The sequence below is a fragment of the Faecalibacterium sp. 3 genome (assembly GCF_048323735.1).
Taxonomy (GTDB): domain Bacteria; phylum Bacillota; class Clostridia; order Oscillospirales; family Ruminococcaceae; genus Faecalibacterium; species Faecalibacterium wellingii.
Window position 1 is genome coordinate 18,288 of sequence record NZ_JBLWFN010000002.1, and the last position, 18,117, is coordinate 36,404.

The 18,117-nt window shown below is 51.8% G+C and carries 16 protein-coding genes and 1 pseudogene; 3 read left to right on the forward strand and 14 right to left on the reverse strand.

From position 1 onward, the window contains the following. Positions 1-46: 46 nt before the first annotated feature. Positions 47-4,651, reverse strand: a pseudogene (locus ACNSPV_RS13885) (DEAD/DEAH box helicase family protein); the annotation flags it as partial. A 167-nt stretch (positions 4,652-4,818) separates the two neighbouring features. Further along, a complete protein-coding gene (locus tag ACNSPV_RS13890; RefSeq protein ID WP_117930556.1) occupies positions 4,819-5,172 on the reverse strand; it encodes a TnpV protein in 354 nt (117 codons plus the stop codon). Here ACNSPV_RS13890 and ACNSPV_RS13895 point away from each other — a divergent pair. Beyond that, complete coding sequence (locus ACNSPV_RS13895) at positions 5,171-5,578, forward strand: hypothetical protein (protein WP_249253816.1); 408 nt, start codon at positions 5,171-5,173, stop codon at positions 5,576-5,578. The genes ACNSPV_RS13890 and ACNSPV_RS13895 overlap by 2 nt on opposite strands. A gap of 426 nt (positions 5,579-6,004) precedes the next feature. Beyond that, positions 6,005-6,289 (forward strand): NAD(P)H-hydrate epimerase, encoded by a 285-nt coding sequence (locus ACNSPV_RS13900; RefSeq protein WP_005924641.1) that lies wholly within the window; start codon positions 6,005-6,007, stop codon positions 6,287-6,289. Positions 6,290-6,406: 117 nt separating this feature from the next. On the opposite strand, the gene ACNSPV_RS13905 is transcribed toward ACNSPV_RS13900, so the two are convergent. From ACNSPV_RS13905 to ACNSPV_RS13920, 4 genes are all read right to left on the reverse strand, one after another. After that, positions 6,407-6,871, reverse strand: a complete 465-nt coding sequence (locus tag ACNSPV_RS13905; RefSeq protein ID WP_005924644.1) for an Hsp20/alpha crystallin family protein — start codon at positions 6,869-6,871, stop codon at positions 6,407-6,409. Positions 6,872-7,181: 310 nt separating this feature from the next. After that, positions 7,182-7,772 (reverse strand): DUF1003 domain-containing protein, encoded by a 591-nt coding sequence (locus tag ACNSPV_RS13910; protein ID WP_005924646.1) that lies wholly within the window; start codon positions 7,770-7,772, stop codon positions 7,182-7,184. A 51-nt stretch (positions 7,773-7,823) separates the two neighbouring features. Further along, a complete protein-coding gene (locus ACNSPV_RS13915; RefSeq protein WP_348585067.1) occupies positions 7,824-8,345 on the reverse strand; it encodes an AMP-binding protein in 522 nt (173 codons plus the stop codon). Between the two features lie 20 nt (positions 8,346-8,365). Further along, positions 8,366-9,040, reverse strand: coding sequence for an alpha/beta hydrolase (locus ACNSPV_RS13920; protein WP_337678691.1), 675 nt, complete (start codon positions 9,038-9,040; stop codon positions 8,366-8,368). A gap of 389 nt (positions 9,041-9,429) precedes the next feature. Between ACNSPV_RS13920 and ACNSPV_RS13925 the strand changes: the two genes are divergently transcribed. Then, positions 9,430-9,705, forward strand: a complete 276-nt coding sequence (locus tag ACNSPV_RS13925) for a DUF5131 family protein (RefSeq protein WP_348585068.1) — start codon at positions 9,430-9,432, stop codon at positions 9,703-9,705. Here ACNSPV_RS13925 and ACNSPV_RS13930 read toward each other — a convergent pair. The 8 genes from ACNSPV_RS13930 to mobQ all read right to left on the reverse strand — a co-directional run bounded on the left by ACNSPV_RS13930 (position 9,641) and on the right by mobQ (position 17,985). Beyond that, positions 9,641-9,844, reverse strand: coding sequence for a transposon-transfer assisting family protein (locus ACNSPV_RS13930; RefSeq protein WP_348585070.1), 204 nt, complete (start codon positions 9,842-9,844; stop codon positions 9,641-9,643). The genes ACNSPV_RS13925 and ACNSPV_RS13930 overlap by 65 nt on opposite strands. Further along, positions 9,834-10,349 (reverse strand): YodL domain-containing protein, encoded by a 516-nt coding sequence (locus tag ACNSPV_RS13935; RefSeq protein WP_348585072.1) that lies wholly within the window; start codon positions 10,347-10,349, stop codon positions 9,834-9,836. Before ACNSPV_RS13935 ends, ACNSPV_RS13930 begins: the two co-directional genes overlap by 11 nt. Before the next feature lie 8 nt (positions 10,350-10,357). Continuing rightward, positions 10,358-11,245, reverse strand: a complete 888-nt coding sequence (locus tag ACNSPV_RS13940; protein ID WP_418268310.1) for an LPD16 domain-containing protein — start codon at positions 11,243-11,245, stop codon at positions 10,358-10,360. After that, positions 11,245-13,059 carry a DNA topoisomerase gene (locus ACNSPV_RS13945; RefSeq protein ID WP_371290864.1) on the reverse strand — a complete coding sequence of 605 codons (1,815 nt, stop codon included), beginning with the start codon at positions 13,057-13,059 and terminating at the stop codon, positions 11,245-11,247. Before ACNSPV_RS13945 ends, ACNSPV_RS13940 begins: the two co-directional genes overlap by 1 nt. Beyond that, positions 13,046-14,671 (reverse strand): recombinase family protein, encoded by a 1,626-nt coding sequence (locus tag ACNSPV_RS13950; protein ID WP_348585078.1) that lies wholly within the window; start codon positions 14,669-14,671, stop codon positions 13,046-13,048. The genes ACNSPV_RS13945 and ACNSPV_RS13950 overlap by 14 nt, the downstream gene beginning before the upstream one ends. Positions 14,672-14,764: 93 nt before the next feature. After that, entirely contained in the window at positions 14,765-14,947 is a 183-nt protein-coding gene (locus ACNSPV_RS13955; protein WP_005924684.1) for a hypothetical protein, read from the reverse strand. A 223-nt stretch (positions 14,948-15,170) separates the two neighbouring features. Further along, complete coding sequence (locus ACNSPV_RS13960; protein WP_242699957.1) at positions 15,171-15,635, reverse strand: replication initiator protein A; 465 nt, start codon at positions 15,633-15,635, stop codon at positions 15,171-15,173. A 769-nt stretch (positions 15,636-16,404) separates the two neighbouring features. Continuing rightward, a complete protein-coding gene (gene mobQ, locus ACNSPV_RS13965) occupies positions 16,405-17,985 on the reverse strand; it encodes a MobQ family relaxase (protein ID WP_348585173.1) in 1,581 nt (526 codons plus the stop codon). Positions 17,986-18,117 lie beyond the last annotated feature (132 nt).

Sequence of the window (18,117 nt, forward strand, 5' to 3'; positions counted from 1 at the left end):
ATCTTTCAATTTAGGACAATCACGTTTATCGTCCTATTAAAGTATAGCCCTCTGGCGCAAGCTCAATGGCCGTGGTCGTCTCGCCGAAGGTGGATGCCCACGCATCAAAATGGGTCAACCCTTTCTGCTGCAAGGTGTTGTACTGAAGGTAGCGCATGAGGGTGTACATCTCGGTCATGCTGTTGCTCAGGGGTGTACCCGTTGCAAAAATCACGCCACGGCCACCGGTGATTTCATCCAGATAGCGACACTTGCCGAACATATCGCTGGATTTTTGTGCCTCGCTCGTACTCAAACCTGCGACATTACGCATTTTCGTGTACAAGTAGAGGTTCTTAAACGCTTGGCTCTCATCCACAAACAACCTGTCTACGCCCAATTGTTCAAACGTAACCACATCATCTTTACGGTCTGTGCCTTGCAGCTTTTCCAATTTCTGTTTCAAAGACTTGCGCAGCTTTTCCAGCTGCTTTACCGTGAAATGCTCGCCAACCTGCGCTTTCGCTTCTTTGATGGCCTCCTCGATTTCATCCATCTGTTCCTGAATCAGACGCTCCTGTCGTTCTGCGGACAAGGGTATCTTTTCAAACTGGCTGTGTCCGATGATAACCGCATCATAATCACCGGTCGCAATTCTCGCACAGAATTTTTTGCGATTACCGGGTTCAAAATCTTTTTTGCTGGTGACCAGCAGCTTTGCATTGGGGTACAGGCGTAAAAATTCGCTGGCCCATTGTTCCGTCAAATGGTTTGGCACGACAAAAAGACTTTTCTGACACAAGCCCAGACGTTTCAGTTCCATAGCGGAAGCCGCCATCTCAAAGCTCTTGCCGGCACCGACTTCGTGCGCCAAAAGGGTGTTATACCCATACAGCACATGGGCAACCGCATTGCGCTGATGCTCTCGCAAATTGATCTCCGGGTTCATGCCCACAAAATGAATATGACTTCCGTCATACTCACGGGGTCGGGTGCTGTTAAAAAGCTCATTGTACCTCTTCACCAGCAGAGTCCGCCGCTGCGGATCTTTCCAGACCCAGCCAGCGAAAGCATCCTTGATGGCCTGCTGTTTCTGCTGGGCGAGGGTGGTTTCGTTTTGATTCAGCACACGCTTTTCTTTCCCATCCTCCTCGATGGTATCATAAACGCGGCTATCACGCAAATTCAAGGTGTCTTCCAAAATCTTGTAAGCATTGGCCCTGCGGGTACCGTAGGTTTCGGTGGCCATAATGTCACCAAAGCCAGTAGCAGATTTATTGCTGATCCGCCATTCGGAAGTGTAAGGGGAGTAGCGAACGGTGATGGCATTGTTGTAGCGGATACGATAGGGCGGCTGAAAAGTTTCCATCATGAACTGCTGCACAATAGAGGGGGCAAGCCATGTGGCACCCAGCCGCACATCAATTTCAGAAGCTTCCAAATCTTTGGGCTGCGCCTTAGTCAGTGCGTCCACATTGCCCTTGAACTCCGAGCGGCTTTCTGCAGCAAGTTGTGCCATCCGTAGTTTATCGCGCACATTACCCGAAAGGTATTCGTCCGCTGTTTGCCAGCCGGCTTCCGGGTCGTCAGCATCCGCAGCAGGGTCTTTGAAAATCACGCCGGACAATTCGGTGGTGATGCGCTCATAGTTACCGGGAGTGCCCAGCAGTTCTGCCATATAAGGCAGGTCTACTTTGCCATGCTCCCCGATGGACACTGCCAGTGCTTCACTGGGGGTATCCACGCTGGTGACAACACGCTCTGGCCGAATCGTCCGCTTGGTAAACATATCTGCCTTGGACTTGAGATTTTTATTCTCGTCCAGATTCTCCAGCGAGCAGAGCAGATAATAGGAGCTGTCATCATCGAACAGGCGGGCATTTTTCTTGTCGTTGATCAGACCGTATTTTGCAGTAAACGCATCGTAGGCATAATTCAGCTTTGCCTGCGATGCCTTGATATCCTCGTCCGGGAAGTCATTCAACTGCTGGTCGATCAACTCGTTGACGATCTGCCGCAGTTCCACCATGCCAGCCACACGGCCTTTGGCGTTGTCGGACAGTTCAATCTGTGTCATGATGGAGTTCTCGCGGTAGTAGATTTCACCATCCACCACAGTATAGCTGAAATTCTTCACGGTAGGGTCTGCGGGCAGAGTTTTGCGCTGCACTTCCGCATCGGCAACGTCCGGAGCGGCAATCTCCACCGCAGTGTACTGGCCCTCGATGTGCTGCACCGCTTCGGTAAGCTGGTCTGCAAGGTTTGCATCTTCGATTGGTGCAACGGTCAGGTCATGGCCGTACTGGGTGCTTTCTAGTTCCAAATTTCCCAGCACCATTTCCGGATGGTCTACAAAATACTGATTGATATTGAAGCCATCTTCGGTCTGCCCCAGCTGCACCCATGCAGGTTCGATGTCTGCAGGGCGGTCACGCTTCTGCAAAAAGATAATGTCACTGACAACATCCGTACCAGCGTTGGCACGGAACGCACTGTTGGGCAGACGGATAGCACCCAGCAAATCGGCACGTTCTGCCATGTGCTTGCGAGCGGTGCTGTCCTTGCTGTCCATCGTGAAACGGCTGGTCACGAAAGCAATCACGCCGCCCGGTCGGATCTGGTCGATAGTCTTGGCGAAAAAGTAGTTGTGGATAGAAAAACCCAGTTTGTTGTACGCCTTGTCGTTGACTTTGTACTGACCGAAAGGCACATTGCCCACAGCAAGGTCATAGAAATCACGGCGGTCAGTGGTTTCAAATCCGGCCACTGTAATATCTGCCTGCGGGTACAGCTTTTGGGCAATGCGCCCGGTGATGGAATCCAGTTCTACACCGTACAGGCGGCTGCTAGCCATACTGTCAGGCAGCATACCGAAAAAGTTGCCTATACCCATAGACGGTTCCAGAATGTTCCCCGACTGGAAGCCCATCTTTTCCACGGCATCGTAGATGGCACGAATCACGGTAGAGCTGGTGTAGTGCGCGTTCAGCGTGGAAGCGCGGGCGGCGGCATATTCTTCTTTGGAGAGCAGCCCTTTCAGTTGGGTATACTCGGCAGACCAATTTTCCTTGTTGGGGTCAAAGACATCCGCAAGACCGCCCCAGCCTACATACTGCGAAAGCACCTGCTGTTCCTCGGCGGTGGCGCCACGATGCTCCTGCTCCAAAGTACGCAAGGTCTGGATGGCTTCGATGTTTCGGGCGAATTTCTGCTTGGGGCCTCCGACACCCAAATTATCATCTGTAATGTGAAAATTTCCCGCAGCTTCCGGCACAGGTTCAGCGTTCAGGGCTTCATTTGCGGCAGCAGCATTCGGAAAAGTCTGCCATTCACCATTGACTTCTGTGGAGATAGGCAGTTTATCCAATTCTTCATCGGGCGTAGGCTCATCCTGCCGCAGACCGTCCTCAAACTGCTGCTTGTTGATTACCTCGTTATCCCATGACTGCCCATGCGCACTGGTGTCGATGCGCACATCGGTTTCACCCACATAGCCGATTTTTCCTTCGATGGTTCGGGTAGGAAGGTCAACGATAACATTGTCACCGACCTTGTAATCGGGTAGGGGGTGTTCCATCACTTCCTGTTCCTGCTCGTACAACTCCCGGACAAGAGCCAGCGGCTCCTCCCGGAAAATTGGCATCCGCAGTTCTGCCAGTGCCACATCCTGCAAGGTTACGCTGTCCTTATCGAAATTGACGTTATCCACCCGGAAGGCGCGCCCCTCCATGTGGACGGTTGCACCCAGCGGCAGATAATCCTCCCGGCGCAGGTACTTCGTCTGGTGGTGGGTGCCGTCCTCGTTCAGCCCGGCAAGGTAGACGTTCTCGCCGCACTGCCACAGCTGCTTGGCACGGTACACCCACTGGTCGCTGGGGAAGCCGGTGACAGGAACGGTGCCCAGTGCTGTTTCTTTTTCCAGAAGTTTGCCGCCCAGAAGTTCGCAGATTTTCTGGGCATCCTCGCCGTAAAACTCAAACTGTCCGTTCTGTTCAAAGCCCACCAACGCATCCGGGTGCTGCTCCTTCAGGGCGTTGTACTCGGTGGCGGCATCCAGAGGCAGCAGTGCCGGGCGTTCCTCCGCCTTGTTGTGATAATGCTCCAATTCCTCATCTGTGACGCTGACGAGTTCGGAGAAATCCAGAGCTTCCAGTTCGGTTTCGACCAGTTCCTCCAGACTTTCGTACTGCCGCTCGTCTATCAGTACCTCGCCCAGATACCGTTCCACACGGTATCCCACCAAATCTATGTTGACCTGAATAGGAATATCTTCATCGGTGGCGTGGGTGTAGGCAATGCCGATTTTAGCGAGATTGGAAAAGTCCGGCTCGGAATCGTATTCCTCCAAGCAAAACTCCCGGATCAGGTTTTTGGCATGGATCAGGGTGGAATCTGGCTCTGCGCTGACAGGCGCAGGGGGCGTGTAATGCTCCTTCTCCTTGTCCGTCAGGTAGCGGTCGGACTGGATCATCAGGTCGATATACTGTTCCACCTGCGTCCATTTCAGGGTGATTTTCTGGTGGTCAGGATAATGGTCAAATTCCAGCCCCTTCCAGTCGTGGTTGACAAACCCTCTGCTTCCGTCCAGAAAATCGTGGGAGTGCCCACCGATGCCGTACTCATGTGCCAGTGCTTTGGCGCGGAGTTTGCGGTTAGGCTGCGTCTGGTACAGTTCGATGATCCGTTGCTTGCCATCCTGAAAACCGGAACCATGCTTGCGCAGTTCGTTTTCAATTTCAGCCTGTGACAAAACAAAAGCGGAGGGCGATTTTTCGCTCTCCGCTCGGTCAATATGTTCGATTTGTTGGGCTTCGATGGGGATGACGGCATCCAGAAGACTTAGCTGTAGATCAGTTCCGTCCGAATCACTTCCTCGACCTGCTCCCGCAGGCTGTTCATGTGCTGCACCCACGCTATCTGGTTCTTCTCTTTGTCCGGTGCCGGGTTCTTCGCCAGCAGATCGACTATCATCTGCTCCTTCATTGCTGCTGCGGTCTGCTCCAGTTCGGTCAGAGTCGGGTACAGGCTCCCGTTCAGGAGCATCGTGTGGTACAGCACCGGGTGCTGCTGTTTCAGAAAGTTCAGGCGCATCCTGCCGTACTTGCCCAGCGGGGTCTTTGGCTGATGCAGGGTCAGGTTCGGGAGAAGATAATCCCCGGTCTGCGTGTAACTCAGATTGCTGCTCATATTCATGCTGGCTCCTTTCATTGTTTCGGCGGCGGATGGTCGTTTTGACTGCCCGCTCTACGGTGCGCAGGACTTCGCGGCTGATGTCGCTGACTGCGGCACCGAGTGTGTAGACAGTGTCCGGGGTGGAAAAATTGTAGATAGCCTGAAAACTGTCTTTGTCAAAATAGCCATCCGGTTCAAATCCGCACCGTTCCAGCAGCGTGTAAGTGATGCTGATTGCGGCGGCAGACTTGAACTGCATTTCCAACCCGGCACTATCATAATCCATCAGCAGCGAACCGTCAACGATGGCGCTGATGTCCTCGCTGTTGTTGTCCCAGTAATCCGCCACCAGTTTCCCGGCAACATCCGCAAGCTGCTGGCTGACACGCTCTCCGCTGATGCCGTAGGTGGCGGCGAGCATTTCTGAAACCGGCTGTTTCAGGTCATCGTTGTACTGCCACAGGTCGGGGTCACGGGAATTACGGCGCACCCCGGTGTCCGACACATCGAAAACGTAGTGCAGGCGCGGGAATCCGCTGGATTCATCCAGCAGGGCGATGCCCTTAGAACCGCGCCGGACATAACGGTTCATCCGGTTGTTCCAGATGTCATAGTCGGCGCAGGCGGTGGCATCGGGCCGCTGGGCGTAGATCATCAGCTGGTCTGCAAAGGGGTACTTGTACAGCCTGGATGCGGTGGTCAGGTAGTCCGTCCAGCTTTCCCAGTACCGGGTCAGACCATTCGCCGTTTGCTGGGCGAGGTTAAGGTATTCTTGCGTTTTGTTTGGCATTTTGGCCTCCTTTCAGCTCTGTGGTAAACAAAAAAGCGAGCGGCCTTTTCAGGTCACTCGCTTATGGAATCTATGGTAGTTTATGGCGCACTTCGGCCTTCCGGTCTTGCTGCCTGCGGGCTGATACGCCGTCTGCATAAGAGCGACACCTTTGTGCTGGCTGTAGACCTGCCCAGCGGCATCAACACGGATACCGGGGAGGTTGCCGAGGGTGCTGCCCATGCAGATTTGACCGTAATCTTCGACAGTTATAAGCCTTTGCATATGGCAGAAGCTTCTGCGCCGCTGTGCGGAAAAATCATCTGTGCTGACATTGGCATCCGGGATGAATGGCACCCGGAGTTTTGACGAAGGCTTGCCGCTGCGGAAAAATACCGGGAAACAAAAAATGCCCCCGGAGGGCTTGTTGCGGCTCTCCGGGGGGCATCTTATGTGCGTTGTGCCTTGGCGCACACGACCGGCGTTTTACTCGATTGCAATCAGATTCGGGTTCTCAGGCAAAGCCTTCGTCTGCTGAGGAGCAGGCAGCTCGACGTGCAGGACGCCATCCTCGAACTTTGCGTGGATGTCTTCCTTCTTCACATCGCCCACGTAGAAACTGCGTGCGCAGGTGCCGGAGAAGGATTCGTGCCGCAGATAGCGGCCCTTCTTATCCTTTTCGTCATTACTGTGGCTGCGCACTGCCTGAATGGTCAGGTAGCCGTCGTTCAGATCCATCTGAACGTCTTCCTTCTTGCAGCCCGGCAGGTCAACAGCTACTTCGTAACCGTTGTCCGTCTGTTTGACATCGGTCTTCATCATGTTTGCACCACGCTTACCAAAGGTATCACGAGCCTCACGGTTCATCATACGTTCCAGTGCAGCGTCATTCCAGAACGGATCGAAGAAATCATCGAACAGGTTTTCATGGAAAACAGTCGGCATAAGCATAAATCATTCCTCCAATCCCGGCGTTCGGGTCGGGGCAAAAAATCTGAAGCGTCCACTCGGAAGAGCTTTCCGGGGAGTCTTGCGGCTCTCCTTTTTCCCTTCCTCCTGAGCACGCCACTGTTATAGCACTGCATTTTAGCACTGTCAATAGTAGAGTGCTAATATTCACAAAAAAATAATACTTTTGCAACAATATCTTGTATCTGTCTTTCCCCCATTACCACAATGAGACAAAAATCAACACCGGGAGATGGAATCGCACACCGTTTTCTTTCCGGCTTATCCCATTTTGGCGCAAAAAAGCTAGGATTCAGTTGTTTTCCTGCTGCTTTGTATGATTTTTGCCATCGTTTTGCAGCCGCTTTTCCAGTGCGGACTGCTTGGCAAGAATGGCGTTTACTTTATCGTACAGGTCCTCGATCATGATCTCGGTCTTCAGGTTGACTTTATAGTCATTTTCCGCTCTGCGGCGGTCTTTTTCCTCCTGACGGTTCTGGCTCATCATGATCAACGGTGCCTGAATTGCCGCCACACAGGACAGTACCAGATTCAGCAGAATAAACGGATACGGGTCAAACGCTTTGGCAGCCAGCACCGTGTTGACCACCATCCAAAGAATCAGAACACCGGTAAAGGAAAAGATAAACGCCCAGCTTCCGGCAAATTTTGCAATGGAATCTGCTGCACGCTGCCCCAGCGTATACTTTTCTTTTTCGCTTTCAGGACTGACGGAGATCTTACTGTCTGCCAGCAGATTCAGCACTTCCTCATCGGTCATGTCGTGCCGGATGTCCTTGAGCACTTCTTTTAATAGTTTTCTGTTTTCCTTCATAACGGTCACTCCTCTCTCATGGATGTTCTTGGGTGGTAAACGGGAATTTATCAGTATCTCTTTTTGCATGTTTTGGGTATCGTTGCTTCATAACTCATATCAAGCAACATTTTGATTTTGTCATCTGATACGCTGCACATCCAGTGCAACAGTAATCCAGCTATCCTTGCTCATGTGATACGCCGGGAAGAAGCCGGGTTCCTCTCGTAGTGTGCCAATCAGAATTGGGTCACATTTGAAATCGACCACTTCCAGCATTTCTTCGCCTTGCAGCCCCAGCTTGTTCTTTGGTACATAGCGGATGGGGAAACTGCTCAGTTTGGGCGCAAAGGCGTGTTCCGTCAGCACAAAATCCACCTGTGCCTCGGTCATCATGTCATGGATGCGCCCGGTGGGAAAATCCGGCTCGGCTGGGACATATCGGCCGCCGCATTTGAGTACCGCCAGAATCGAGGCAATCATCTCGGTTCGGTGACGCATGACGATGCCGATGCTGTGTACTTCCTGCGGAAAGCTGCACGTGATCATATCCACCATGTTGGACAGCTCTCCAAAAGTCATGGTGCGGTCGTTTTCAATGATAGCCGGGGCATTTTCATGTTCTTTAACTACCTTCTGAAAAAGCGAATAGATCGTATCCATCGTTTTATCTCCTTGTCGGTTTATCTATTTAATATCCAGTGAATGCCAGCCGCTGTGCGCTTGTTGCACGCCTGATAGTGGCTGCCACTGTTCAGTACGAAGGTGGTTTCGATGCCTTTCCCGTGGCACAGTGTTTCTATCTCCTGCGTATTCTGCTGCACAACGTTCAAAATCGGATTATCGGTGGAGCTCTCCTTGTCTCCGAGAGAAAAATACAGACAGTCAGGTTTGCGCTTCATCTCATGGGAGCACACATATTCCATGATGCCCTCAAACCAGAAGGAACCTGACATACTCGCTGCGCGGGCAAACACATCCGTTTGGTAGAGAGCGTAGAGGGTGAACAGCCCGGCCAGCGAGTAACCGGCGAGGCCCCGCCAGGCGGGCGCACCGGGAAGGAGTGCTTCCGCTTCCGGCATAATTTCATCCAGAAGCAGTTTCAGGTAATCATCCGCACCCCCGGTGCAGGGCGTATCGTGTTTAGAGATCGGCCCCATATACCACGGTGTCATGTCATGATCCCATTTCAGCTTACTGACCGCCACCAGACTGAAATCTGGGCAGCCGAGCGCCATCAGGTTTTTATACACACTGTTAACGGCATTGGAAAAGGTGTTGAGATAGATAACTGGGCTGCCCGGCTTTGCGCTTGGGTATATGTCCACTCTTTTTTGTTCTATGGTTAAAGAAGTCACCTTGTTGCCTCCTCTCTTGACGATTCATTGTATAAATATTGTACGGTATCCGAAAACGAAAGCAAGTACGCAGAAAGTTCGTACATAGTATCAAACTACTGACCAAGGCTATAAACAGGAGAAAGTAGCCGTTGGCGATGTTGTCTGTCTATATGTTACGGCCCCGGTTTCCGCTGTTCTATATCGGTGCGAAGCTACAGAAGTCAATATTCCTTACCGTTATGATGATGGCAACGTACATATGAACCATGTGATGAGATTGAAAAAGCTGGATCAGTACAACCCGTCTTTTCTCCCGTTTGAGAAGCTGAAAGCCTATGGGATTGGTGCGGTACGTGGGCCACGAAGAATGCCTCACAGTCTGATTTGCGAACTGGAAAGGAATCGGTATGAGCAGTGATATTTGGAATCCCTGGCATGGCTGCCGCAAATACAGTGAGGGCTGTGACCACTGCTATATGTACTATCTGGACAATGAACGGGGCAAATCAGGCGGGGAAATTTATAAAGTCAAGACAAATTCCGATTTGTCGAGTTCAGTATACCACACCAAATGGCATTGTGAAAGAGAGTATGTATGCCGCCCGCAGGCGGCAAAGATCAGTCCAGTGGAAATTCCAGTTCGGCAAACTCTGCATCGGTCAGCAGTTTCAGCTTTTCGATAACACCCTCCGACAGTTCCCGCAGGGCGGTTTCGTCGGGCATCAGGTAGCACTGCATCAGCCGCAACTCGTGGATAAGCCCTAGTCGGGTGCCGGTGTTGTAGATCATCATCAGGGTCAATTCCTCGTGGTCAAAGTTCATGTTCATCCCTCGCTTTCCGGCAGACGGTAGGATTGCACTCCGGGGCATCGCACTTTTCTTTGAGATTCATCAGAACCGAAGCACGTTCCGGCTTTTTATCCAGAAACCCCTGTAAATCTTTGAAGCCGATGCTGTCCACATAATGCACAGACACCTCGCCATTGCGTTTAAGCGCGATCACATCGCTAACCGACAGACTGTGTCCCTCAAAATCTTGCGGACGGGAGAGGTTAAACACCTGAAACAGTTCTTCCAAAACCTCGTTGCTCGGAACATCCTGCCACATGGCGGGCAGATCAGCATAGTAGGTGACCTCGTAATGCTTCGGGTCTGGCGTTTTGCCCCGACGATGCAGTTCCCGCATGGAAGCAAATCTTTCATCGAGGATTTTTTCGTCATGCCGCAGCTGCATCACCATATAAACATCGCACCCTGCGTTCAGAAACTTCTGCGGGATGTCTGTCATGGGTTCATCGTCAAAATTCTGGTTCCATTTTTGCTGCATCGTCCACCTCACAGTTCTGGCGCAGAACGTGCAGGGGATTTTGGCGCAGCCGTATCACTTGCCAGTTCTGCCAGCTTTTCCAGTGTGGAAGGGCGATGGTCTGCACTCAGTTCCTCGGCTTCCGCAACTTTATCCATGACTGCATCGTAGTCCTGCAGTAGCCGCCGGCCCTTTTCCATGTGGTGTGCTTCCAGAATCTGCTCACGTGCTTCCTGAATGGTCAGTTCCGGGGCACCCAGCTGCCCACCGTCCATTACGGAATAATCACTGTGGTAAATAGTGTAGTCCCAGCCGTCCTCACAGGACTGGATAGCAAGATAGCCCTTGCCGCCCAGTTCCCATGCAGCCTGCTCGTCCTGTGTCTGAATTTCCGGGTAGAAGTCGGCATGGTTTCGTTCCATGACCTCGGCAAACTGGCAGATGTGGAACACATTGCCCAAACCGCCCATGTCAAAGTGGTAATCATCCAGATGTTCCAGCCGTGCCGTAAAGCTGCGCCCATCCGGGTAATCCACCTGTACAACTCCGCCATCTGGAATGCGGTAGAGGTCGTCATAGTGGCTGTTGATGAGACGAATATCCTTCGGCAGCGTTTCCGGCTCCCAGATGCGCCGTCTGCCGATACCAGCTTGCGGGATGCTTTCGAGGATCTTTACGCTTTCCTGTTGGATGGCCTTGCGGTCATCGTCCGAAAGTTCAAACAGATACCAGTTCCGGGCAGCAGGAATGGCGTTCCTGCCATCGGGCGGCAGGTTCTTTTCCGAGATCTGCCCGCTTTCCAGCGGCTCACCAGTTACCTTGTTATAAGTGGCAAAGCCGACCCCTGCACCGTTTTCTCGGAGATGCAGATAGCGTTCATCGTTGATAAGGTAGACCGCTTCTTTTATCTGCTCCATCAGCACCCACCTTCAAATTCCAGCGAAAACTTGCTGCGGCCATCGGGTTCAGTGCTCAGCAGGACGGTGGCGTTGTAGGTCTTGCCCTTGGCGCTCTTGCAGTCCTTCAGCCGGACACGGCCATCCCGCAGCAGCTTGTCCGCCATTCGGCCATCCAAACGCTTGCCCAGACGCTTAAAGAACGCATTGTCCTTCCACAGCACGAAACGGCAAGGGTTGGATTCACAGAACCAGCCTTTTTCACGCTCTACAACATTTGCACCGCAATTCGGGCAGACACCAATGATTTTGTTTTTCATAAGTGCATTCGCTCCTTTTTTCATTTCCGTGTTCTTTACCAGTTCGGTAATCATCGTATTGATCTCGGTCATAAATTCGCTCGGCTCCATTTCGCCACGTTCGATTTGCAGCAGCTTTGTTTCCCAATCGGCGGTCATTTCCGGGGATTGGATTTCTTCGGGCATCACGGTGATGAGGGCTTTTCCCTTGTCGGTGGGCAGCAGCACCTTGGTTTTCTTGGTGCCCTTGCGCTCCAGAAAGCCCTTCTGCACCAGCTTTTCGATGGTGGCAGCTCTGGTTGCTGGAGTGCCGATGCCCTGACGCTCTACACCCTCCGGCATACTGTCTGCACTGGCGGTTTCCATCGCATGAAGTAGAAGGTCCTCGGTGAAATGCTTCGGCGGGGACGTTTGACCTTCTTTCAGTTCGGCACCGGCAATGCTGCACTGGCTCTGCTCCTTTACATCCGGCAGAACCGCCGGTTCTTTTTGCTTGCCCAGCAGCTCGCCCAGCATTTTCCGCTCCACAGCTTTCCATCCCTCGGACAGCACCACCTTGCCCTTTGCGGAGAACTCCTCCCCGGCGCAGATGGTGATAATCGTGGTTTCAGCATAGCGGTGCGGCTCACCCACGGCGCAGAGCAGCCGTGCAGCAATCAACCGCAGGATATTCCGCTCTCCGGCAGGGAGGGCGGCAAGATCTGCGTTTGCCATGCTTTTCGTGGGCAGCAGCGCATGGTGGTCGGTGACTTTGCTGCCATTGATGACCTGCTGCACATGGATGGAAAGTGGCTCCTCCACGGCAAACGCCTTGCCCGTATCCGTCACCAACCCCGGCAGGGATGCCGCCATATCCTCCGTCAAAAATCGGCTGTCTGTGCGGGGGTAGGTGATGAGCCGTTTTTCGTAAAGGCTTTGGGCATAATCCAACGTCTGCTGCGCCGTAAATCCCAACAGACGGTTTGCATCCCGCTGCAATGCAGTAAGGTCATAGAGTTGCGGTGGGCTTTCGGATTTCTCCTTGCGTTCCATCTTTTGCACCGTGGCACGCCCCTCCTTTCGGCATTTGGAAAGCAACAATTCGGCATCCGCTTTCTGAGCAAACCGTTTGCTGGATGCGGTGCCGCCGTCTGCGAGGGTCAAGGTAACCGTGTAGAATTTCTCTGGGGTAAAGGCGGCAATGGCGGCTTCCCGCACTACGGTCATAGCAAGCACCGGGGTCATAACACGCCCTACCGCCAGCGGTTGACCGTACAGGCACGAAAAAAGCCGGGACGCATTGATACCGACCATCCAGTCGGCACGTTCCCGGCAGAGTGCTGCATTGTACAGCGCATCGTATTCAGTTGACGGTTTGAGATGGGCGAAACCCTCCCGGATGGCCCTTTCTTCCATGCTGGACAGCCACAAGCGGGAAAAGGGCTTTTTGCAGCCCGCTTGCTGGTACACCAGCCGGAAGATGAGTTCGCCCTCACGCCCTGCGTCTGTAGGATAGTTCTCGGAGGTGACTTTTCTGACATTGTTACTCGATGGCATCCAATGGGCCGATAAAGCGGTAGAAAATCTGGATTTTCTGGACGTATTCGCCATCAACCTTTTCCGCTTTGGATACCAGAATCTTGTCAATCAGCTGATGCAGAATCTTATAGTTCAGTTCGGTGATGCCAGCGTACTTGCTGACTTCATCAATAAAATCCTGAATCTTGTCCAGCTGACCGTGTTCAGCACGGCCTTCCCGCTCGTACTGCTCAATCTTCTCGGTCAGTTCAGCCTGTTCTTTGTCGTAGCGATCTGCAAGCATTTGAAAACGTTTCTCCGGGAGAAGTCCCTTTGATACGTCCTCATAAAGTTTTGCATACAGGTCTTCGATTTCTGCGATTCGTGCTTTACACTGCTTCAAATCCCGTTTGTGCTGCGCCTGGTCAGAGGACACCCGGAGGTGCATCTGATTTGCAATCTTCTTCACAAGGGCTTCCCGATTACTCACAGCGGCCTTTGCGTGTGCCTGAATGTCCGCAAAGACAGCTTCATGCAGAACACGGGCTTCCAAATTATGAGAGTCACAGGCTTTCGCACCATATTTCCGATAAGTGCTGCAACAATAAAAGGTCTGATCCAGAACACTGTTACGTTTGCGCCTGTGCTCGACCTTGACTAACATCGTTCTGCCGCAGTCTGCACAGCGGACGATGCCCTTGAAGATATTGTCGTAGTCGGTCTTATCGCACATAAAACTACTGGAACGGCTGTAAAGGATTCGCTGCACGTTCTCCCAACGGTCTTGTGGGATGATTGCTTCATGTGTATTCGGAACGATAGCGCGTTCTTCAAACGGAATATAACGCCGCTTTTTGGATTTCATGGACACGGTGGGCTTGGCTTCGTAGATGATGTGTCCGGCGTAGACTGGGCTGTGCAGAACCTGACTGATATAGGCACTGTCCCAATCATACATCTTTTCATCATCAATAAAGCGGCCAAACATCTCCTTCTTGTAGTAACACGGCTTCAAGACTTTTTCATCGTGGAGCCGCTTGGCGATGCGGTGAAGCCCCAGCCCTTCCTCTGCCATTGAATAGATATACTCAACAACGGGGGCGGTGTTCGGGTCGATCACAAGGTGATTGTGGTCGGCAGGGTCTTTCTGGTAGCCAAACGGTGCGCCGCTGGAGATATACTTTCCACTTTTCTTGCGTGTCCGAAGGGCACTCTTGATTTTTCGGGAAGTGTCTTTGGCGTACATTTCATTGATGATGTTTCGGAACGGGGCAATATCCATCTGAGATTGCTCGTTGGAATCATAACCATCGTTGATTGCAATATAGCGGACACCGTGCTCAGGAAAGAAGATTTCCATATACGTTCCGGTTTCGATGTGGTTGCGTCCAAGTCGGGACTGGTCTTTGGTAATGACTGTTGCCACCTTTCCTTCCCGGATATCATCCAGAAGTTCCTGAAAGGCAGGGCGGTCAGAGTTCGTACCGCTGTAACCATCATCGACATAGTACTGGCAATTCCCGAAACCGTTGCGTGTGGCATACTCCATAAGCATCGCCTTTTGAGTGCGGATGCTCAGGCTTTCGCTGTTTGAACCGTCATCTTTTGACAGCCGGCAGTATAAAGCAGTTACTTTTTTGTCCTTTTCCATGTGTACCTCCATAATGGAAAAGAGACCTCATCAATCACATTGTAGCGGATGCTGCGTGATGATGCAAGCCCTTTTCCGCAGTAAAACGTCCAATTAACCAGCGGCGAGATACGATTCGGCAGTTTTACGAATTTCTTCTTCCGCAAGCCGCTGAAAAAGCGTATTCATCGGCACATTGCCGATATAATGGCGTTCCACGATCAGGCGCACAGACTTCGGACTTCTCGGCGCACGTTTGCGTGTAGTGGGCTTCTTCTCAGATTTTTCTTTGTTCAAGGGCAGACCTCCTCATTCATGTGGTGCAAATACGGAAAGGAATGGATGGATTCTATTCGTTTTTCTCTTTTTGTTTTATTACGTTGGTTAGGTGAAAGTTTTCTTTGATACAGTCTTAAAGGCTGCTATACTGCATAGGAAAAATCTCTTTTGCAGATGCCATTAAGAATCTGCATCGCAGAATCGTGATTTTGGCGGTTCTTGAATCGTGAAAAACGCAGAACTATTCAACATTTGGAATTTTTACAAAGATGTGATTGGGCGAAGAAAACCGCGTTCGTCTGCGCTCAATCAATCCCGCAGCGTCCAATTCCTTAAGCGCACTGGAAACACTGACCGTGCTGCGCCCTAGCTGCTCAGCCAAAGAGCAAATCGTAAAAATGACAAACACGAAACCTCGTTCATCTGTCCAGAGATTTTTCTGCGAGAGCGTGGCACGGTCGAGCAGCAGCGCATAAGTCATTTTTGCAGTCTGGCTCAGGTCAAGTTCCAAAAGAAAGCGTGGGTATGGGAGAAACGGCGGCAGCGGAGTTTGCGTGGTAAGATATTCTGAAATGTTGATCACCTCCAGCTGAAGCAGAAATCGGAAACAAAGCGTATGTAACGAGAATTGGTGGGTTCCAATTCTCCAGTCGCAGAAAAGCACGAAACAAGTGCTCAACTGCGTTAATAAGTTAAGGTCTCCCATATTGGTCCTCGACTTCCCTAGGAGTGGGGAATCGTCCGGCGGCGGACTTGCACCGCACCATTGGCGTTTCAGCCACCCCGTCTTCGTTATGACCGGGCTGCGAGTTACAGAAGTACCTTTTGTGAAGTACCGGACGATTGAACTATTCTGTTTTCAAAGAACGGAGTTTTATAGAAAATCTTCGGAATTTAAGGCTTCCGAAAAATTGTCCCTCTACTTACGAGCCATCGAAAACGGCCCAAAAGTAGCCCGAAAAAGAAATTTGTTGAAAAGTTTTTGGAAAATATAGTTGAAGTGGCTGCTTGATTAAAATAACATTGATCCATGGGCGACCGACGGAGGACGAAACTTTGCAGCAGCGGCAGTGCCTGAAGTTGAAAGTGGTCTTGAAAAAGATGCCCTACACTTGGTAGGCATCGAGAACGCCTGTTTCGTAGCATTGGTGAGAAACTTGTAATTGAATTGTAATTCTTGAGACCGAATCTCCGCTTTTGAAAAAATCCTCTCAATAGGTAGGCAACGAAAACAGCCCAAAGACAACCATCTTTTTGAGAATTAACAAAAAGGTCACAAATGACTGGCCTTCAAAGAAACACTTCTACTATTAACAGAAAAAGTGGCCTAAAATGGGGGGTGTTGGAGAAAATTTCCGCCTTAAAAATACGCCTCTACTCACTAGCCAACGAGAATAGTCAAAAGCTAACAAAAACATACGAATTATGTATTTCTGCCACTGATTGCAACGGCGTATCGGTGACAGAAAGATCGTTTAGAGCGATTCTTCGCGGTTTGGGGTGGTGGAAATCGTTTTGTAGTTGGACTTTTTCTGCTGAAGCTGCTCCAGCTGTTTCAGCACCGATTCCTTCTCCGGCATCTTGCCGCCCGGCGCGGAAAGCTGCTGCTTATTCAGCACCATGTCGATATACTTGCGGATATTTTTCAGTGCAGAGATATCCGGCTGCAAGGTTTCCAGTTGGGTGCGCAGCTCTGCGCTGCCGGATTGCAGCGCAGAAAATTCGGCATCCAATGCCGAAAAATCTACCGCTGTGCTGCCGTTCAGTTTCATCAGAGTGCGGACAGCTTTATTAAAGGTGTCCAGCTCCTCTTTGTGCTGGGCGGCATAAGCGTCCTTGGTCAACTTGAAGTTCTTCTTGATAAAGGTGTCGTGGATGGGCTTCAGCTTGGCATGGGCGGCGGCAGCATCCTTGATCTGGGCGATTGCCCGCATACGGCTTTCGTTCTGCTTCAACTGCCTGCGGAGAGGGGCGGCGGTCTGGTTCAGGTTAGAAATTGCGGTATCCAGATTCTCAATGGTGTTCAGAGAATGGGCTTTCAGATAGTCCACCGCCCGTTTGACTTCCTCAAAGTCCCGAACAGTGCATTTCAGTTTTGCCTTGCCAGACCAATCACTGCGCTGCTCATTGCGGAGATTGAAGTAGTCCACCAGCAGGTCGGACAGCGTGGGCTCTTTCGCCTTTTCCAGAGCGTCCAGAAGAAGCCGCTTCTTTTCGTTCAGGTCTGCGATCCAGTGTTGCAGACCACGAATTGCACTGCGGATGGACTGCATCAGGCTGTTGGCGGCTCGAATGTCCCGGTTGAGATTTCCGAGAAATGTTTCGATTCCCCGTTTTTCCATCTGGTGTGCAGCAGGGCCGAGATGAACGGTCGGTATCTGCTGGATGCCGCCCTGCCGCTCAAAGGAGCGCAGGTCAACACGTTCCGGTCTGCCAGCAGCCTCCAGATAGCGGTTTGTGATGGTCTCCCAACTGTGCCGCCAGACCTTGGCATACTTCTGGTCGTTCCAGTCCACCGTGTTTTCCTTGTGGCACTTCCAGTTGCCAGAGGGGAGCTGGATGCGCTCACCGTTTTCGTCAAGGTCGTATACCTTTCGGGCTTTCGGGAGCCAATTGCCATGTTCGTCCATTGCCCGGAGCGTCAGCAGAATGTGAGCGTGTGGGTTGCCATCTCCTTTGTCGTGGATGGCAAAGTCAGCAATCATACCCTTGGAAACAAACTGCTCCTGACAGAATTCCTTTATCATGGAGAGATACTGTTCTTTCGGCACCTCCACCGGAAACGCCAGCACGATGCGCCGGGCAAGCTGGGAGTTCCACTGGTTCTCCACGGCTTCCACGGCGTTCCAAAGTGTTGCCCGGTCTGCATATCCGGGTGGCGCATGGGACGGCAGCATGATCTCGGCATGGACAAGTTCCTTCTTCTTGTTGTAGAATTTTGTTTTCTGGTCGTACTCGCTGAACAGCCGTTCGCCGCTCTGATAAGCGGCCCCGGCAACAGCGGACTGACCTTGGCTGCGCTTGACGATGGTGATTTTGAAATGCGGACACGGAATAGGTATCACCTCCAAACAAAAAGACCGCCCAGCAAGATTGCTCTTGATGAACGGTCTGGGATCGTATTCGGTTTTGCTCGCCGCCTTGGAACGGAGTGCTATGCGCTTTGGTCTCAGGCGGGAGCCGCAAAA

What these genes read in the sequence shown, in the direction of transcription:
- ACNSPV_RS13895 (WP_249253816.1), top strand. Translation starts at nt 5,171, where the DNA reads ATGCTGGCTCCTTTCATTGTTTCGGCGGCGGATGGTCGTTTTGACTGC.
- ACNSPV_RS13890 (WP_117930556.1), bottom strand. Translation starts at nt 5,172, where the DNA reads ATGAATATGAGCAGCAATCTGAGTTACACGCAGACCGGGGATTATCTT.
- ACNSPV_RS13900 (WP_005924641.1), top strand. Translation starts at nt 6,005, where the DNA reads ATGGAATCTATGGTAGTTTATGGCGCACTTCGGCCTTCCGGTCTTGCT.
- ACNSPV_RS13905 (WP_005924644.1), bottom strand. Translation starts at nt 6,871, where the DNA reads ATGCTTATGCCGACTGTTTTCCATGAAAACCTGTTCGATGATTTCTTC.
- ACNSPV_RS13910 (WP_005924646.1), bottom strand. Translation starts at nt 7,772, where the DNA reads ATGCAAAAAGAGATACTGATAAATTCCCGTTTACCACCCAAGAACATC.
- ACNSPV_RS13915 (WP_348585067.1), bottom strand. Translation starts at nt 8,345, where the DNA reads ATGGATACGATCTATTCGCTTTTTCAGAAGGTAGTTAAAGAACATGAA.
- ACNSPV_RS13925 (WP_348585068.1), top strand. Translation starts at nt 9,430, where the DNA reads ATGAGCAGTGATATTTGGAATCCCTGGCATGGCTGCCGCAAATACAGT.
- ACNSPV_RS13930 (WP_348585070.1), bottom strand. Translation starts at nt 9,844, where the DNA reads ATGAACTTTGACCACGAGGAATTGACCCTGATGATGATCTACAACACC.
- ACNSPV_RS13935 (WP_348585072.1), bottom strand. Translation starts at nt 10,349, where the DNA reads ATGCAGCAAAAATGGAACCAGAATTTTGACGATGAACCCATGACAGAC.
- ACNSPV_RS13940 (WP_418268310.1), bottom strand. Translation starts at nt 11,245, where the DNA reads ATGGAGCAGATAAAAGAAGCGGTCTACCTTATCAACGATGAACGCTAT.
- ACNSPV_RS13945 (WP_371290864.1), bottom strand. Translation starts at nt 13,059, where the DNA reads ATGCCATCGAGTAACAATGTCAGAAAAGTCACCTCCGAGAACTATCCT.
- ACNSPV_RS13950 (WP_348585078.1), bottom strand. Translation starts at nt 14,671, where the DNA reads ATGGAAAAGGACAAAAAAGTAACTGCTTTATACTGCCGGCTGTCAAAA.
- ACNSPV_RS13960 (WP_242699957.1), bottom strand. Translation starts at nt 15,635, where the DNA reads ATGGGAGACCTTAACTTATTAACGCAGTTGAGCACTTGTTTCGTGCTT.